Origin of the sequence: Polaribacter sp. ALD11 (assembly GCF_002831685.1) — a bacterium.
Taxonomy (GTDB): Bacteria; Bacteroidota; Bacteroidia; order Flavobacteriales; family Flavobacteriaceae; genus Polaribacter.
The window spans coordinates 1,266,780-1,285,460 of record NZ_CP025119.1; the positions used below are offsets into that span (position 1 = coordinate 1,266,780).

Genomic DNA, 18,681 nt, shown 5'->3' on the forward strand with positions numbered 1-18,681 from the left:
AAACCGTTGTGTGTAATTAGAGAAACCATATGAAGAAATTTATATACTATCCGAATTTAGAACCGCCAAATACTGAATGGCTAAAGTTTTCAATTCTTTATTTGGAAAAATTTGAGAGTATTGTGCCATATGGCAGACAAAATTTGATTTCGGACGAATACAGAAGATTATTAAATGAAACTGATTTGGTCGAAATGTATTCACCTGAATTTCAACAAGGAGAAAGAGCTTCAATTAAATCAATTGAGGAAGCTCAAAAATTCTTACAAAATCCGTACGGAAGAGGTCCATTAATGAATCGAATTAATATTGAGAGAAGTTGGAGAAATGAAAGAAATTGGACATATCAAATTTTTTCAGAGAAATTCTCTTATCAATTTGGAGAGTTTTGTGAAAGAGAAAGAATTGGGAGAAGAAATGGAGAAGGTTTAATTTTGCCTAAAGAATTGGCTTTTTTGTTTATGACTCATTTAGCCCAAGAAATTTCATATGAAAGAAATGGCTCAATAATAACTGACAATGTTGAATTTGATAATTATTCTAATTTCTCAAAAGTTTATAATCCTGGAATAAGAAACAGAAATAAGTTTATGAAAGGAATAATAAATTTACTTGTACCTGCAAATATTTCAGAAATTGGATTTGACAGGTTAATTGAATTTAGAAATCAAAATAGAGATAGAATTACTGCATTTAACAATCAAATTAATCTTTTGGAAGAGTCAATTGGAAACGGAGTTTCAGAAAGACAATTTATAAATAGTTTTAATGATATTTACTCTGAACTAACAAGAGAAATAGTTCTTATGGGAACTGGACTTGCTTCAATATCATTAGCGACTTATATGTTAATTAATAATCCACAAGCATTATCAGCAGAATACGCAAAAGAAACATTAGGAGCAGTTGGTCTTGGACTTGGAGGAACATATGCAATAAAAAAAGCTCTTTTCGATACAAGAGAAAAAAGACTTTGTAAAAAATATTTAACCAATGTTGAACGATTAAAATAACTACACACAACACCGTATATAATTTATTGCTGGCTTCTTGCCTACTTGCGAAAGTCCTCGCGGACTTTCTTGGTCGGTAATTATTTACTAAATTAGTTGCTTGAAACACGCAACAAACCATATACAACAACGTTACCAAAAATAGCTCAATCACTCAAATCCTGAATTTAAAATAGCATTTAAAAGCTAAAAAAAAGAATTTAAAATTGCGGAACACTCTCTGAAGATTGGAAAATTCTGAAAGAATTTTGTTTACATTTTTGAGAATTTAGAAAAATAAAAAGTAAAAACTGAGCAGTGTGGAATTGAGCAAAATGCGGAGTAAAATCTGTGTAAAATTATCTTTAAAACGAAAACTCAGAAAGGCTGAGAATTTCTTTAAAATCAAAAAAAAAAGTAAAAATTATTGGCGGAATTAAGCATGTAAGAAAACACTCAAACGCTGAAAAACCAAAATTGCGGAATTGAGCAAGATGTGGAATTAAAATATTGGCGGAATTTTCACTCGAACGCTGAATTTAGAAAATAATAAGAAAAATTGGAAAATAAAAAAACTACTTTTGGTAACACCGTGTATAAAAAATTGCTTATTTTTAGCTTAACCGAAGGCAGTTGCATTTTTACTCACTTCAATTTTCCTGCGGAAAATAGCCGTTCATAAAAATCGCAACTTTCCATAACACAACAACGTTGTACATAATACCAAAAAAAATAACCTTATGAAACATTTTTTTATTATACTTTCTATAATTTTAAGTCAAAACACTTATGCTCAATTACCACTAGGTAATGATTTAGTAAAAGGAAAAGTGAAATTATTAAAGATAATGAAAGACAATGGCTTTAACTTCATAAAAGAAGCTAATAATGAAACCTTTTATTCTTTATTTTTCAAAGAAGAAGTTTCTATTTTAATTCAATTTAATGTTTATGAAAATATTGAACTTATAAACTTTTCAACAGGTAATAGAAAAATATTAGAAAAAATAAAAAAAATAATTGATTTTAATAGCTGGAAGTATTCTTATAAGAGAAAGATTAACTTGAACGAATCAATGAATGTATATCGAATTCATAATTATTTAGCTATCTATTCTTATAATCCTGTAGAAGATTACGATCAAGAAGGAAAACATTTAACATATCAATTCTCTCTATTTAATGAAAAATAACACTTCATTTTTAAGATTTTATACAAAAAAAGGAATTCTTATTAATTATTCTATGACAGAACTTGAAGAATTAATTAAAGAGAAAAAAAAGAAAGAAATAGCTGAATTAATCTATAAACGTTTCTATTATAGATTTATTAAAGTTTTTGAATACTCAGATAACAAAAAAAAAATTTATCAAAAAGACAAAAAAAAAGTAATAAAAAAGGTTTTTGAAACAGAATTTAAAAGTGGGTTTTTAATTTTAGTAAGCTCTTGTGTGATGATTGAAACTATATCTTCATTCATTCAAGGTATTGATAAAACCGAGAACATAAGTGGAATACAGAGTTTTGATGTTTTTTTTAAAAAATGTTTTTCTTACAACAATGATTTAAAAATATTTCAACAAGATAAATTTTACACCAATATCAGAAATGCCTTGCTACATCAAGGGGAAACTTACTCCAATTTTAAAATAACAAGAGAAGGTAAACTTTATGAAAAAGAGGAGAGGAAAATAAATGCAACACTTTTTTTAATTAATTTGAAAGAATTTTTAATAGAATATAAAAAGGAACTAATTGAAAAAAATTGGGAAGATGAAATTTGGACTAATTGTAAAAACAAATTGGAATGTATAATAAAAAAATCGGAATAAAGTACTATGTACAACACCGTATATAATTTATTGCTGGCTTCTTGCTTACTTACGAAAGTCCTCGCGGACTTTCTTTGTCAGTAATTATTTACTAAATTAGTTGCTTAAAACACGCAACAAACCATATACAACAACGTTGTAGCCAATTTAAAAAATGATTACGAAAAACCAATTTGAAAACCTAATTAGTAAAAATGAAAGTTCAGTTTTGGACTTCAAAAGAGAATTTTATAACTTCAAAAAGGACAAAGACAAATCTGCAACATCAAAATTTGTCAAAGACGTAATTTCATTTTCAAATACTATTAGAACGGAAACATCATTTATAATTTTTGGAATTCAGGAATTAAATGATGGAGAAATAGAAGTTATAGGAATAATAGATAAAATAGATGACGCTATTCTTCAAGATAAAATAAAAGACAAAGTCTTTCCTAGACCAATATTTTCATTTTACACGATAAAGTATGACAAAAAACAGTTTGGTATTCTTGAATTTCCAATTGAAAAATATGAAACACCAATTGTTCCAATAGTAAAAGACCTTAAAGGTTTGGAATCAGGGAAAGCATACTACCGAAATGGTACATCTAATACAGAGGCGAACACTTATGATTCAATAAGAATTAATGACTGGCTTAAATCATTGCCTAAAAAAGAAGAATTAAACTCTTTAAATGACGAAATATCAAACTACATAAGAGAACTTACAAAATGTGAACAAAAACTTTCTGTAATAATATCAGACTTATTTTCTTTATCTAAAAGATATAAGCTTGACAAACTTAAAAGTTTTTGTTTAGCCGAAATTCAAGGAATAGATTCATTACGTAATCAAGACTCTGAATATCGTAACCAAAAAGTATTTATTTCTTATAATAAAATTGATATTAATCCATATTCTTTTGTTAAATCAACTGTCAATTTAGTTGTTAAAGAAATGGAAAATAATAAAGATTTTTTTGAAAGTAAAATTCTAATGCATTATCCAATTATTGAAATTGAAAGTTCATTAGAAAGACTTATTGAAAGCCCAAATTCATATGCGACAATAAAATCTGATACAAAACTGCTACTTGGAATGAAAAAAAAACATGATTTATATATTTATACATTTCCTGACAATTTTAATTCTTTATACAGAAATATAAGACAAAAAGCAATTGATATATTAATGAGAATATAAAAACTGGCTACAACAACATATATAATTTATTGCTAGTACTTATCTACTTACGAAAATCCTTAGGGGATTTTCTATTCCGTTTTTATTTACTAAATTAGTTGCTCCAAATACGCAACAAACCATATATAAAAACGTTATATGCAATTTTGACCCGTCCTGAAATAAGGCTACATAATTTTAAACATTATGTATAGAAATGACAAAGTAATTAGACGGTATTCAGAACCTTTTAAATTAAAAATTTTAGCCGAACTTACAATCGGAAAACACACAAAGAGCGAACTTTGTAAACTCTACTCAATTGCACCTACAACAGTAAATGTGTGGATTAAAAAGTACAATCGTAAAGACTTAATGAACACCAGAGTAAAAGTGGAAACAAAAGACGAAATATCTAGAATTAAAGCGCTTCAAAAAGAGATTGAACAGCTTAAAAAACTACTACTTAAAAAGGATCTCGATGCTATGGTAGAAGAATCCTATTTAGAAGTAGCTGCAGAAGACCTCGGCTATAAATCTATTGCTGAACTAAAAAAAAAGTTAAGTATAAAGCCTTAATAAAAGCTAAAGAGAAATCTAAGAGATTTGCGTCTTTAACGACTATAACCCATTGTTTTGGACTTAAACGTGATGCGTATTATAAATACAAATCTAGAGCTGATAAACGTTTAATACTAGAACAACAGATTATAAATATTGTTAGAAAAAGACGCAAATCTCTTCCTAGAGAAGGGGTGCGTAAGCTTACTAAATCTTTAGATATAGATTTTAATAAAGTAAATATTAAAGTTGGTAGAGATACTTTATTTAATGTCCTTAGAAAACACCAAATGCTAACACTTAGAAGGAAAACTAGTGCCAGAACAACAAACTCATATCATCGATTTTATAAATATAATAATATTATAAAAGACTTAGAAATTACAAAACCTAATCAAGTTTGGGTAAGTGATATAACTTACATCAGAACAATTAAAGGCTTTTGTTACTTAGCTTTAATAACTGATATGTATTCTAGAAAAATTGTTGGTTACGACCTTAGTGATAGCCTGGAATTAAAAGGATGTGTGAGAGCATTAAATAAGGCGATTTATAAAGCTAAAAAAACTTGTACTGAGCCTAGTCGAAGTATTAATGGGCTTATTCATCATTCAGACAGAGGAATACAATATTGCAGTAATCTATACACTCAAATATTAAAAAGAAAGAAAATAGATATCAGTATGACTGAAGAAAATCATTGTTACGAAAACGCCATGGCTGAACGTGTAAATGGTATTTTAAAAGATGAATTTTATCTCGACCAAACCTTTGATAACGTGGCTCACGCTAAGAGAGCCGCAAAAAATGCAATTAATTTATACAACGAAATAAGATTACACTTATCTTTAGATTATAAAACACCAAATATGGTATATAAATTATCAGCTTAATTCAATTTTAACCTGTAGCCATATTTCAGGACAAGACATTTAAAAAAAATGAGGTTCTATGAAAAAAATGACTTTGAGTATTATAATAATTACTTTATTTTATTATAATTCCACTCTTGCACAGGAAAATAAATTGCAATTGAAATCTACGAGTTTAGGTATTGGTTTATCTGGTTTATCATCTGATAATACTGACATTTCTGACACTTCTACTGCTGGATTTACTGTAAATTTAGATTTATCAGTTAATCTAAATAAACACATTTTTTCTTTATATCTGAATAAGGACTTTAAATTCAACTTGTATGATGGTAGAGAGCATTATAATCAATTAAATGCAACTTATGGAAGAGAATTTGAATTGAATGATTGGTTAAAATTAGAAGGACATTTAGGATTAGGATATTTTAATTATAGTGTCAAAAATTATTCAACTGACTTCAAAACAAATAAAGAATCAACTATTGGTTTTCCATTAAGAGTAAAACTAATTTTTTATACAAAAGAGAATTTCGGAATTGGAATAAATCCAAATTTGAATTTGAATTCTTTAGTTAATACGTATTCAGTAAATATAGTCTTTCAACATAATTTTTAAAAAATTTTATGAAAACTTAAATATATCTGAATTGTTTATTTCTGGTCTTCCAAATGGTATAACTTCTAAATTAATAGAAGAATATGCGGAAAAAAATAAATACGGAACCGTACCTCTGAATAAAAAAATTGAAGATTTATTTGAAAGGTTTTATGTCTATTTCATCAAAGTTGAAAATGGAAATTTTCCAGATGAACTGAAATATGATTATGACCAAGAAATATTAGGAAAAACAAAATGACTAAAAAAAACTGCATATAACACCGTATAAACTTTATTGCTGGCTTTTTGCCTACTTGCGAAAAACCTCGCGGTTTTTCTTGGTTTGTGTTTTATTTACTAAATTCACTGCTTAAAACACACAACAAAGCTTATACAACAACGTTGCAAAAAACTGGCTGAAAGTATAATTTAAGAACAAAAGTTATTTTAAAATATATTTTATTTTACAAGTTAGAAAACTCAAAAGGCGGAAAAAAGTTTGAAAAAAATGCTGCGGAACACTCTCTCGAGATTGGAAAATTCTGAAAGAATTGTATTAATAATTAGTGTTTCAGAACGTTGAAAAAATTGGTCAAATTTAACTAGTTTGAAAATTAGTGAAAACTTGAAACTTATTTACTGTTTGAAAAGAGAATTAAGGAATTAAGCAAAGTGTTGAATAAATGTTGTTGGAATTAACTCTCAAACACAATTTCAGAAAGGCTGAGAGATTTAGAGAACAAACAAAAAGGTTTACTCGCTTTCGGAATTAAATGCGGCTGAAAGCACGAAAAAACTAAAATAGAGAAACTGAATAAATTGAGAAATTAAAATCTTGGCGGAATTTACTCTTAAACTCAAAAAAAAGAAAGGTGAAAATTGAAAACATAAAATTGAAAATTAAACCCGCATTTTGCAACACCTTGTATAAAAAATTGCTTAATTTGGCTTAATCACAAGTTTGTTCTTTTTTATAAACTCTATTTTTCCTGCGGAAAAATGCCGTTCATATAAAACGCAAATTTCCATACAAAAACACGTTGGCATTCATTAGACAGAAAAATGAAAATTGAATTAGATAACATATTGAAATTAGTACCAAAGGAAGTTCTATTCTCTGAAATCATTGAATTTGACAAATTGGATGAACGAATTTCAGCAGTTGGAGTTTTATTTGCGAACACAATTGGCGTTAATGAGAACTCAATTGAATTTTGTCCAGATAACGAACCACCACTTATTGAAGAAATTATTTCTTGGATTTGGACTTTTAGACCAGATTTAGGAATTGAAATTCTTAATCAAGAATTATCAGATGATTTAATGAAACTTATATTAGCATACGAAAATAATGAAATGGAAAAATTTTGGGTTTATATAAATGAATAATGGAGAACGAAAAAACATTTAAAACTAAAACAGGATTTTGCCATATTTTACCTAATAAAATTATTCTAACAAGAGACGGAATAATTGGAAATGTTGCAAAAGTTACTGTTGGAAAAAACATAACTCGAATTTTGATAATTTATAGCGGACTTTCTACATTCCTGCTTTATTCGGCTTTTAATAGTTTTCAAAAAGGACAAGTTCCTATATCAGTAATTTATTTAATAGTTAGCTTATTTCTAATTTATGGAATATTTACAAGTCTGAAGAATTCAGCAACACCAATAATTGAAAGAACTAAAATTAAAAGTGTGAAATTTAAGAAAGCTACTTTCGGAATAACTCGCTCTCGATTTGAGATTCTCTTTGAAGAAGAAAACGGAAAAATTAAGAAAAGACTGATAATGCTTCCAGGTTCAATGTCAAACGGAGAAAAAGAAACTGAAAGAGCAATAGAATTAATGAAAGAAGAGAAATTAATAAACGAATAAAAATAACGAAATGCCAACACCGTATATAATTTATTGCTGGCTTTTTGCTTACTTGCGAAAGTCCTCGCGGACTTTCTTGGTCGGTAATTATTTACTAAATTAGTTGCTTGAAACACGCAACAAACCATATACAACAACGTTGCCCACAATTAAACGAAACCGAATGTCAGAGGAAATAAAACAAGTTTGGTATGCCAGTTATGGTTCAAACATTTTGGAAAGTCGATTCCATTGTTACATTCTTGGTGGACAACCAAAAGGCTCAAAGAAAACTTATAAAGGTTGTTCAGATAAAACTTTACCACAGGAAAAAGAGGAAGTTTACATAAATAGCGAACTTTATTTTGCGAAAAAATCTAAAAGTTGGGATTCTTGTGGTGTCGGATTTATAAATACCGAATTCAACGATAAGATTCAGACTTTCGGAAGAATGTACTTAATCACAACTGAACAGTACGTTGAAATTGTAAAACAAGAAACTAATCATAAAGGAGAATTACTCATTGATTTTAAGAAAGCAAAAGAAAAAGGTTCTCTTATTATTGAAGAAAAATCTTGGTATGGGAATTTACTTTATTTGGGCGAGCAAAATGGGAATCCAATTTTCACATTTACGAATGAAAAAGACCTGACAGAAGAGATAAATCCACCGAGTGAGCAATATTTATTAACGATTATAAACGGACTAAAAGAAACCTATAATTTAAACGAAATCGAGATAAAAGAATATTTTGAAAATTTGTTAGGAATTAAAGGTTACGAAATTGAAAAAAAATTAACGGAATTAATAAAATCGGAATAAAATAACTGTGGGCAACACCGTGTATAATTAATGGCTAGTTCTCGCCTACTTACGAAAATCCTCGCGGATTTTCTATTCGGTTTTTATTTATTAAATTAGGTGCTTAAACACGCCACAAATCATACACAAACACGTTATGTGCAATAAAAACCTACCTGTGAAAAACTTTATTATTTTTTTTATTTGTGCTTGTTTGCTATCTGCTTGTCAAGAAAAACCAGAAAAAATTCAGATTTCTGGAACAGTTTCAAATAATACAAATGATTATGCTCTATTTGCAAAAGATTCAACTGGAATTGGACTATCAACTGTTATAGACACAATTAAAATCGATGGAAATGGTGATTTTAGTTTTGAAAGTAATATTCTAAAATCTGATGGCTTATTTTTATTCAACGGACAAAAGCCTTTAAGACTCTTAATACCTAAAGAATTAACAACTTCAATCAAAATTGATTTAAACTTGTTAGAACCCGATTCAATAAAGATTATCGGGAAACAAGCTGATTTTACCAAGTATTATATTGACCAACAAAAATATTGGATAAAAACAGAAAAAAATATGTCAGACAAACACTCTGTGCTTGCGACAAGAAACACGGCTGACATAGATTATTATTTAATTCAAGACAGCATAACGGATTTGAGAATAAGTTATTTAGAAAAATATTTTGCCAACTCGAATATACAGAGCCAAGAAAAATTTATAACATCACAGAAAAGTTCTTTAATCTATTCAAACTTATATTATCGTATGAGTGGTAAGAAACCTGATATTGTTAAAAAATTAAAATTCTATGGTAAATCGGATGAGATTTTGACTTACTCGGATAAAGTAAATCTTTTGGATAAAAATTTATTTGCAAATAGAGAGTATGTTAACTTCATAAACGATGCAATAATGAGCATTGTTAGATACGAAAATCCGTATAGTGATTTATCATCCTACGAACTTTATCTAAATAAGGGTTTTGAGGCAATTGATAAATTATATAAAAATAGCGAAACAAACCAATTACAAAAGATTGTTTTTGTAAATCACCTTATATCGTCTGCTAAGATTTTTAAAGCCAGTATAAACATAAATAAGTTCCAAAAAGTAATAAACAGCTTAAAGAACCAAGAAACTCAAAATAATTTGGAAATTGTCGAGAATCAATTAAAACAAGTAGAAAATTCAATGTCAAAGTTTGCGATTGGAAAAATAGCACCAGATTTTGAGTTGGAAAATGTTGATGGAGAAAAACATAAATCTTCTGACTTTGCAAACAAAATAATATTTATTGATGTTTGGGCAAGTTGGTGTGGACCTTGTATATCATCATTTCCTAAGTGGAATAAGTTAATTGAGGGTAACTCAAATGAGGATAAACTTGCATTCTTAACGGTATCTTTAGATAGTGATAGAAGCAAATGGGATAACGCTTTGGATAAACTAAATTTAAATGGCTTAAAACTGTATGCTGGTACTGAGGCATTTGATAGTCATTTTGCAAAGAGTTTTGAAATCAAATCATTACCGAGCTACATTGCGATTGATGATAAAGGAAAAATTTTATTAGTTTCCTCATCAATAAATGAGTTCGAAGAAATAATAAAAAACAAGCTAGCTGAAAAATAAATACTGCACATAACACCGTGTATAATTAATTTCTTTGGCAAGTGCTTATTTGGAAAATTCCTTCGGAATTTTCTCGCATTCGTTTTTGTTTACTAAATTAGTTGCTGAAACACGCAACTAACCATACACAACAACGTTAGCATACATTATGACCCGTCCTGAAATAAGGCTACATAATATTAAACATTATGTACAGAAATGACAAAGTAATTAGACGTTACAGTGAACCTTTTAAATTAAAAATATTAGCCGAACTTGCCATCGGAAAACACACAAAGAGCGAACTTTGTAAACTCTACTCTATTGCTCCTACAACAGTAAATGTGTGGATTAAAAAGTACAATCGTAAAGACTTAATGAATACCAGAGTAAAAGTGGAAACTAAAGACGAAATATCTAGAATTAAAGCACTTCAAAAAGAGGTTGAACAGCTTAAAAAACTACTCCTAAAAAAAGATCTCGATGCTATGGTAGAAGAATCCTATCTTGAAGTAGCTGCTGAAGATTTAGGATATAAATCTATCGCTGAACTAAAAAAAAAGTTAAGTATAAAGCCTTAATTAAAGCTAAAGAGAAATCTAAGGGATTTGCTTCTTTAAAAACTATAACCCATTGTTTTGGACATAAGCGTGACGCGTATTATAAATACAAATCTAGAGCTGATAAACGTTTAAAACTAGAACAACAGATTATTAACATCGTTAAAAAAAGACGCAAATCCCTTCCTAGAGAAGGTGTAAGAAAACTCGTGAAATCCTTAAATGTAGATTTTAATAAAGCTAATATTAAAGTTGGTAGAGATACTTTATTTTATGTGCTTAGAAAGCATAAAATGTTAACACTTAGAAGAAAAACAAGTGCTAGAACTACGAACTCTTATCATCGTTTTTATAAATATAACAACATCATAAAAGACCTGGAAGTTACTAGAAATAACCAAGTTTGGGTATCTGACATCACATACATTAGAACCGTAAAAGGGTTTTGCTATTTGGCTTTAATAACTGATATGCATTCTAGAAAAATAGTAGGTTACGACCTAAGTGATAGTTTGGAGTTAAAAGGATGTCTAAGAGCTCTTAATAAGGCTATTTATCAAGCTAAAAACATTAAACAACTTATTCATCATTCAGACAGAGGAATACAGTATTGTAGTAATCTATACACACAAATACTCAAAAGAAAAAAGATAGAGATTAGTATGACCGAAGAAAATCATTGTTACGAAAACGCAATGGCAGAAAGAGTAAATGGAATTTTAAAAGATGAATTTTATCTCGACCAAACCTTTGATAACGTGAGTCACGCAAAGAGAGCTGCAAAAAATGCAATTAATTTATACAACGAAATAAGATTACACTTATCTTTAGACTATAAAACACCTAATATGGTATATCAATTATCAGCCTAAATTCAATTTTAACCTGTAGCCATATTTCAGGACTAGACATTAAAAATGACATTCAGTAAAAAAGAAATATCGAAAGCAGGACAAAAAATACTTTCTTCAAAAACAGAAGAAGATAGAAATCTTGCACTTGAAAAAATTAACAGATGGAGAACTAATCACCTTCATCCTTTGAATGTTATGAAAAATGCTTTACTTCGAGTTACTGAAAAGAACAAAATTGAACCTATTTTAACATCTCAAAGATTAAAACGTTTAACTTCTATTGAATACAAATTAGATTTAAATGAGAATATGGGATTAGGAGGAATGCAAGATATTGGAGGATTTAGATCAGTTCTAAAGGACACTAAAGATTTATACAAACTCAAAAATGTCTTGGATAAAAATAAATTAAATCATAAGCTAAAAAGAGTTGTTGATTATGTTGAAAGACCTAAAGAATCTGGATACAGAAGTATTCATTTAATTTACATTTATAACTCGAAGATTGAAAAATATAATGGTTTATTATTAGAGTTACAGATTCGAACAAAACTTCAACATAACTGGGCTACAGCAGTCGAAACAGCCGGAATCTTGACTAAAACATCTTTGAAATCAAGTCAAGGTCCCGATGAATGGCTTGATTTTTTTAAAATTGTAAGTTCATTATTTGCAATAAAAGAACAATTACCTTTACTAAAAGAACATTCTGAAAGAACAATGGAAAGCCTAATGGTTGAATGTTTTGAATATACTCAAAGACTGAATATAATTACAATACTGAAAGGTTTAAGAATATCGGCGAGACAAATAGAAACTGACAAATATGTTGGGGAATATTATATAATCAATATTAACATCAAAGAAAAAGTAGTTAATATTATGACATTTAAGAAAAGTGAATTTGAATCGGCTTCAAATCAATATCTTGAATTAGAAAAGAATATTAAAGACACCGAAAATGCTGTAGTTTTAGTTTCGTCAATTTCATTAAAATCATTAAAAAAAGCTTATCCAAGTTATTTTTTAGATACTTCTGAATTTATAATTGCTTTAGAAAAGATAAATCATAATTGCAAAGAAATGAAATTAGTAAAATAACGTATGCTAACACCGTATATAATTTATTGCTAGTTCTAGCCTACTTGCGAAAGTCCTTGCGGACTTTCTTGGTCGGTAATTATTTACTAAATTAGTTGCTTGAAATACGCAACAAACCATATACAACAACGTTGCAATTTATTGTGAAATTTCAGTAAAAAACAAAGTTTTGAACAATCAATTTTGTCAATTATTTCAAGAAAAAAATCAAAAGAAAAAGTATCAAATATCAATAAATATTTTTAAAAATACTGATTCCTAAAACTTTGTGAATAAATTTTAAATCAAGAAAAATTAAAACAAAAAAGAAAAAGCACAAAAAATAAACAAAGATTTTAAAAAACTGATTACTAAAACTTTGTGAATAGATTTTAAATTAAAACAAAAAAGAAAAAGTACGAAACATCAACAAAGATTTTAAAAACTGATTACTAAAACTTTGTAAATAAATTTTAAATCAAGAAAAATTAAAACAAAAAAGAAAAAGCACGAAAAATCAACAAAGATTTTAAAAACTGATTCCTAAAACTTTGTATAAATAAATTTTAAATCAAGAAAAATTAAAACAAAAAAGAAAAAGCACGAAAAATAAACAAAGATTTTTAAAAAGCTGATTCTAGAAAATCGAAAAAGGAATTTTAGAGAAAAAATTGAACAATTAAAAACAACAAATAGCAACAACGTATATAATTAATTGCTGGTACTCGCCTACTTACGAAAATCCCTTGGGGGATTTTCTATTCCGATTTTTTTTACTAAATTTAGTCCCGAATCACGCAACAAACCATATACAAATCCGTTAGCAACAAGGAAAAATGAAAATAATGATAGACTTTTTTACTAATTTTAACTGGGAATCTTTTGAGATGAAATTCTTTGTTAGTACTATATTCTTAATTCTAAATATTCTATTATCTATTCTTGTTATACCTTACTTTACATTAAGGCTTTTAAAAAAGAAAAGGAAAAAATTTATAATAACTAAGATTTCATATTTAATTCAAGAGTTTTGTGATTTTACAGAAAAAATACCTTTTAAAAATCAAGAACTAACTTCTTATAATTTATCAATTTACACAGCTAAAAAAGACATTAAAAATCATAGATTTATTGGAATAATTAATTTAAACCTCTTGGATGAAATAACTCATTTAAAAATGAAACAAGAGATTTTAAATACATTTAATAATTTGACACCTAACTTAGGATTTGATTTAATTACAAAAGAGAAAAATAGACTGAATGAATTTAAGACAAAGTTAGAAACAATAATCAGTTTTCATTCATTAGATATTGATGAGACTATAATATCAGAAGTTAGTTTATTGTGTATCGAAATAAGAGCTTTTGAAATAAAATATAAATACAATAGCGGAATAGATGATTTAATTGAAAAAGGATTAACTGAAAGAACAGCTGTATTTGGAGTTATAGAAATTAGTAATATTTATAAACTAATACTAAAGATTTTTGAGAAACTCTTAAAGTCAAAATTAATTGATTTTGAAATTGAGAAAAAATAACCCAGTTGCTAACAACGTATATAATTCATTGCTAGTACTCGCCTACTTACGAAAATCCTTAGGGGATTTTCTATTCCGTTTTTATTTACTAAATTTAGTGCTTTAAAAACGCAACAAACCATATACAAACCGTTAGTTTTCATTATTCAGAAAAAATGGAAATTTCAAGAATAAATAGAATTATCGAGAATATTTAAATAATTAAAATGAATAAATTATGAATTTATAAACTCGTGAAAAAATGTTGTTTTGCTTGAATCTAAAAAATAAAGTTCAGAAAAAAATAAACAAATTGAAAATCTTTAAACTCGTGAAAAATCGCTGTTTTACGTAAATCTAAAAAAGAAAGTTTAGATTTTTAAAGAAAAAGTTTAATAAAAAACTCTGAATTTTAAACTCGTAAAAAAATTGCTGTTTTGCGTAAATCCAAAAAAGAATGTTTAGAATTTTAAAGAAAAGTTTAATAAAAAAACTCTGAATTTTAAACTCGTAAAAAAATTGCTGTTTTACGTGAATCTAAAAAAGAATGTTTAGAATTTTAAAGAAAAAATTTAGAAACGCAAAAAAACGTGCTTATTTGAATGTTTCATAACGAAAAACTAACAACGTATATAATTAATTGCTGGTTTTCGCCTACATACGAAAATCCCTTGGGGGATTTTCTATTCCGATTTTTTTTACTAAATTTAGTCCCGAATCACGCAACAAATCATATACAAATCCGTTGTGCGTAATTCCCTAAATGAAAAATAAAAATGAGAAATTTAGATAAATACAAAAAAGATTTAGTTGAATTAATCACAACTGGAGAAAAACTTAATATTTCAATGAAACATCAAGTTTATAAAGAAAAGGTTGAGGAACAAGTTATAGAAAAATTTGGCAAGGAAAAAGGAGAAGAATATATTACTAATATTATTTCTTTTAAAAATAATTATCAAAGTTGGTATTCGGAATCTCTAGTCCTAATAAGACAACTTTTAGCTGATAGAGTGAATGATTTTATTAAGTTATATGAAAAACCAAAAACAAGAAAAAAAATTGAATATGGTAATTATGTAATAGAAGACTTTCTTCAAAATTTAACTGTTACAACTTCTTATGGAGACAAAAAAGCTTCTCCAAGTTCTGCAATTCCACAATTTGAACAACAGTTATTTATATTGAAATCAGTAGAAAAAAGATTTGAAAGCACATTGTTTGATATTAAACAATTAACACAGGCAGACATTTTTGATTCCGAATTGGATTCAGCAAAAGAATTAAATAAAAAAGGTTTCGTGAGAGGAGCTGGAGCTATTTGTGGAGTAATATTAGAAAAACATTTAGCACAAGTTTGTCTAAACCATAAAATAAAAATCACAAAAAAGAACCCAACTATATCTGAATTTAATGATAAATTAAAAAGTGGAGATATTATTGAAACAACAGTTTGGAGAAAAATTCAATTTTTAGGAGATTTGAGAAACCTCTGTGATCACAACAAAGAAAAAGAACCTACCAAAGATGATGTAAATGATTTAATATTTGGAGTAGAAAAGATAATAAAAACGATATTTTAATCAAAAAAACTACGCACAACACCGTATATAATTTATTGCTAGCTTCTCGCCTACTTAAGAAAGTCCTCGCGAACTTTATTGGTCGGTAATTATTTACTAAATTAGTTGCTCGAAATACGCAACAAATAATATACAAAAACGTTGCAATTTATTGTGAAATTTCAGTAAAAAACAAAGTTTTGAACAATCAATTTTGTCAATTATTTCAAGAAAAAAATCAAAAAAAAAGTATCAAAATATCAATAAATATTTTTAAAAATACTGATTCCTAAAACTTTGTGAATAAATTTTAAATCAAGAAAAATTAAAAGAAAAAAGAAAAGCACAAAAAATCAACAAAGATTTTAAAAAACTGACTCCTAAAACTTTGTGAATAAATTTTAAATCAAGAAAAATTAAAAGAAAAAGTACGAAACATCAACAAAGATTTTAAAAAAGCTGATTACGAAACTTTGTAAATAAATTTTAAATTAAGAAAAATTAAAACAAAAAAGAAAAAGCACCAAACATCAACAAAGATTTTAAAAACTGATTCCTAAAACTTTGTAAATAAATTTTAAATCAAGAAAAATTAAAACAAAAAAGAAAAAGCACCAAAAATCAACAAAGATTTTTAAAAAGCTGATTCTAGAAAATCGAAAAAGGAATTTTAGAGAAAAAATTGAATAATTAAAAACAACAAATAGCAACAACGTATATAATTAATTGCTGGTTCTCGCCTACATACGAAAATCCCTTGGGGGATTTTCTATTCCGCTTTTTTTTTACTAAATTTAGTCCCGAATCACGCAACAAATCATATACAAATCCGTTGTGTGTAATTTCCAAAAAAATCCGAAAAATGAAAAATATTATTACTCTTTTATTTATGTTAGTTTTAATTACTTCTTGCGGAAACAAAAAGATTGAGAAATTAAACAATAAAATATCTGAATTAGAAAAATTGAATAAGATATTATTGGACTCTTTGAGTAATAAGACTTATAACAGACTTATTAATTCAAACTTATGGGGAATATCTGAAAAGAATGATTTAATAATAAATAAGCCTAATAAGTTTAAATTTGTTTTTTCTTCTATTCAAAAATTACCAAAATACAATATTTATGCTGTAACAAAAAAAGGAGGCAAAAAATCAAGTACTTTGATTTATGAAAATTATACTGAGTCAGAGTTTGAGTATGATTTCATTCCTGAAAACAAAAAAGATAATTCATTTCAAATTCAAGCTTTATTTGCTTTAGATAGTATTCTTATTGAAATTCCTGGAAAAATTACAATGCCAATTAAATAGAAAACTATAATGGATAAGTGGGAATCAATAACTAAAAAAGAACTTTATTCAGATATTTGGAAAACTGAATCTAAATTAAAAGGAGAATATCTGAATTTTTGGAATCTAATTAGCATTAGTCCATAAAAATGGAATGAACCGTATTTCGGAAATGAAAGTCTTGGATTTTTGAGTTGTTGCAATTTTTGGTCGAAAAATAATATAGCACAATGATATTGGAGATTTAATATTTCAGACTATATTGAATATGGAAAAATAAACGGATATTATTCTAATCAAGATGAACTAAAAATATCAGTATTAAGACTATTTGAATTAATAACTTTTGGTAGAAATATTATTGGACAATCAGAACCATCAATAGAATTATAAAAAACTACACACAACAATGTGTATAAAAAATTGCGTAGTTTAGCGCTTAATCAAAGGTCGTTGCATTTTTGTTACGTCTGATTTTCCTTCGGAAAATCAGACGTAACAAAAATGCAGCTTTCCATACACAAAACCGTTGTAAAACATTTGTCTAAACTGAAAGGTCTTTTCCCTCAACCAAAAGTATCGTTCACTAAATAGAACTTTATTTTAATAATTATGAAAGATATATTTGAATAAACATTATATATGAAATTGAATACTTTTTTATTATTTGGAATTCTATTAATATTTAACAATTTATACTCTCAAGAGAATAATAGAGAAAAAATCTATTTTACATCTGACAATTTATCATTTATTCATTTATTACCTAATCAGAATTTTGGCTATACTTCATACAAAGGAGATTCAACTTTAATTTACTGGAATAAAAAGAAATGGAAAAGAGTTTTTTGTGGACCTTCATTTATAATCAATGAATTTGGTTCAGGAAAATACTCAATAGTTGCAAATAAAATACAATTGGATTTTATTAAACCTAAACATTCAATTGATAGTATTTCAATTAATGAAACAAAGAATATTACTGATTCTATAAAAGTTAAAATCACATTCAAATCTTACGTGAATTCAAAAAATAATGACGGAATCGGAATTGGAACTACAATAAAATCAAAGGACGATTTTATAAATATAAATACAATGTTTGAAGATTATACATCGTTCACAATAAACAAGAAAAAACTTCCTTTGAATTTAACAATAAACGAAAAGTATAATTTAGAAATATTAAGTGATAAAAATCAAGATATTACACTATTTGTTAATGACTTTAAAAAATTCACGACTGAAAATATTGAAAATAAAGTGTTTGAATTCAATACTCTGACTGAGCAACCGAATGAATAAAAACATTTTACAACAACATGTATAATTAATGTCTAGTTCTCGCCTACTTACGAAAATCCTCGCGGATTTTCTATTCGGTTTTTATTTGCTAAATTAGGTGCTTGAACACGCCACTAATCATACACAAAACCGTTGGGCAATATTATAGGAAACTACTAAATTCCGTTTTCAAGAGTTAAATTATTGTTACATATTTT

19 protein-coding genes are annotated in these 18,681 nt (G+C 27.1%); all 19 read left to right on the plus strand.

Annotated features, from left to right (window positions below; translation table 11 throughout):
- The first annotated feature begins 29 nt into the window (after positions 1–29).
- Positions 30–1,013, plus strand: a complete 984-nt coding sequence (locus CW731_RS05680) for a hypothetical protein (RefSeq protein WP_100945814.1) — start codon at positions 30–32, stop codon at positions 1,011–1,013.
- Positions 1,014–1,732: 719 nt separating this feature from the next.
- On the plus strand, positions 1,733–2,185 hold the full coding sequence (locus CW731_RS05685) for a hypothetical protein (RefSeq protein WP_100945815.1): 453 nt from the start codon (positions 1,733–1,735) through the stop codon (positions 2,183–2,185).
- A complete protein-coding gene (locus CW731_RS05690; protein ID WP_100945816.1) occupies positions 2,175–2,825 on the plus strand; it encodes a hypothetical protein in 651 nt (216 codons plus the stop codon). Before CW731_RS05685 ends, CW731_RS05690 begins: the two co-directional genes overlap by 11 nt.
- A gap of 154 nt (positions 2,826–2,979) precedes the next feature.
- Complete coding sequence (locus CW731_RS05695) at positions 2,980–4,011, plus strand: helix-turn-helix domain-containing protein (protein WP_100945817.1); 1,032 nt, start codon at positions 2,980–2,982, stop codon at positions 4,009–4,011.
- Between the two features lie 186 nt (positions 4,012–4,197).
- Complete coding sequence (locus CW731_RS05700; RefSeq protein WP_100945294.1) at positions 4,198–4,569, plus strand: transposase; 372 nt, start codon at positions 4,198–4,200, stop codon at positions 4,567–4,569.
- Positions 4,569–5,444, plus strand: coding sequence for an IS3 family transposase (locus CW731_RS05705; protein WP_157812244.1), 876 nt, complete (start codon positions 4,569–4,571; stop codon positions 5,442–5,444). The genes CW731_RS05700 and CW731_RS05705 overlap by 1 nt, the downstream gene beginning before the upstream one ends.
- Before the next feature lie 58 nt (positions 5,445–5,502).
- The gene (locus tag CW731_RS05710) at positions 5,503–6,042 is read left to right on the plus strand and encodes a hypothetical protein (RefSeq protein ID WP_100945818.1); all 540 of its coding nucleotides are present in this window, start codon (positions 5,503–5,505) and stop codon (positions 6,040–6,042) included.
- A 31-nt stretch (positions 6,043–6,073) separates the two neighbouring features.
- Positions 6,074–6,283, plus strand: a complete 210-nt coding sequence (locus CW731_RS05715) for a hypothetical protein (RefSeq protein ID WP_100945819.1) — start codon at positions 6,074–6,076, stop codon at positions 6,281–6,283.
- An 827-nt stretch (positions 6,284–7,110) separates the two neighbouring features.
- The gene (locus CW731_RS05720; RefSeq protein ID WP_157812197.1) at positions 7,111–7,413 is read left to right on the plus strand and encodes a hypothetical protein; all 303 of its coding nucleotides are present in this window, start codon (positions 7,111–7,113) and stop codon (positions 7,411–7,413) included.
- Positions 7,413–7,904 carry a phosphoribosylaminoimidazolesuccinocarboxamide synthase gene (locus CW731_RS05725; protein WP_100945821.1) on the plus strand — a complete coding sequence of 164 codons (492 nt, stop codon included), beginning with the start codon at positions 7,413–7,415 and terminating at the stop codon, positions 7,902–7,904. Before CW731_RS05720 ends, CW731_RS05725 begins: the two co-directional genes overlap by 1 nt.
- 163 nt (positions 7,905–8,067) lie before the next feature.
- Complete coding sequence (locus CW731_RS05730; RefSeq protein ID WP_198519853.1) at positions 8,068–8,706, plus strand: hypothetical protein; 639 nt, start codon at positions 8,068–8,070, stop codon at positions 8,704–8,706.
- A gap of 157 nt (positions 8,707–8,863) precedes the next feature.
- A complete protein-coding gene (locus CW731_RS05735; RefSeq protein WP_198519854.1) occupies positions 8,864–10,327 on the plus strand; it encodes a TlpA disulfide reductase family protein in 1,464 nt (487 codons plus the stop codon).
- Between the two features lie 188 nt (positions 10,328–10,515).
- Positions 10,516–10,887: a transposase gene (locus CW731_RS05740; protein WP_100945806.1), complete on the plus strand. Its 372-nt coding sequence runs from the start codon at positions 10,516–10,518 to the stop codon at positions 10,885–10,887.
- Positions 10,887–11,738, plus strand: a complete 852-nt coding sequence (locus tag CW731_RS05745) for an IS3 family transposase (protein WP_157812245.1) — start codon at positions 10,887–10,889, stop codon at positions 11,736–11,738. The genes CW731_RS05740 and CW731_RS05745 overlap by 1 nt, the downstream gene beginning before the upstream one ends.
- A gap of 45 nt (positions 11,739–11,783) precedes the next feature.
- The gene (locus tag CW731_RS05750; RefSeq protein ID WP_100945823.1) at positions 11,784–12,821 is read left to right on the plus strand and encodes a RelA/SpoT domain-containing protein; all 1,038 of its coding nucleotides are present in this window, start codon (positions 11,784–11,786) and stop codon (positions 12,819–12,821) included.
- Between the two features lie 815 nt (positions 12,822–13,636).
- Positions 13,637–14,344, plus strand: a complete 708-nt coding sequence (locus CW731_RS05755) for a hypothetical protein (protein WP_100945824.1) — start codon at positions 13,637–13,639, stop codon at positions 14,342–14,344.
- Between the two features lie 755 nt (positions 14,345–15,099).
- Positions 15,100–15,906, plus strand: a complete 807-nt coding sequence (locus tag CW731_RS05760) for a hypothetical protein (protein WP_100945825.1) — start codon at positions 15,100–15,102, stop codon at positions 15,904–15,906.
- 841 nt (positions 15,907–16,747) lie between these two features.
- Positions 16,748–17,200 (plus strand): hypothetical protein, encoded by a 453-nt coding sequence (locus CW731_RS05765; protein ID WP_100945826.1) that lies wholly within the window; start codon positions 16,748–16,750, stop codon positions 17,198–17,200.
- Between the two features lie 621 nt (positions 17,201–17,821).
- On the plus strand, positions 17,822–18,484 hold the full coding sequence (locus CW731_RS05770) for a hypothetical protein (protein WP_100945827.1): 663 nt from the start codon (positions 17,822–17,824) through the stop codon (positions 18,482–18,484).
- Positions 18,485–18,681: the final 197 nt, after the last annotated feature.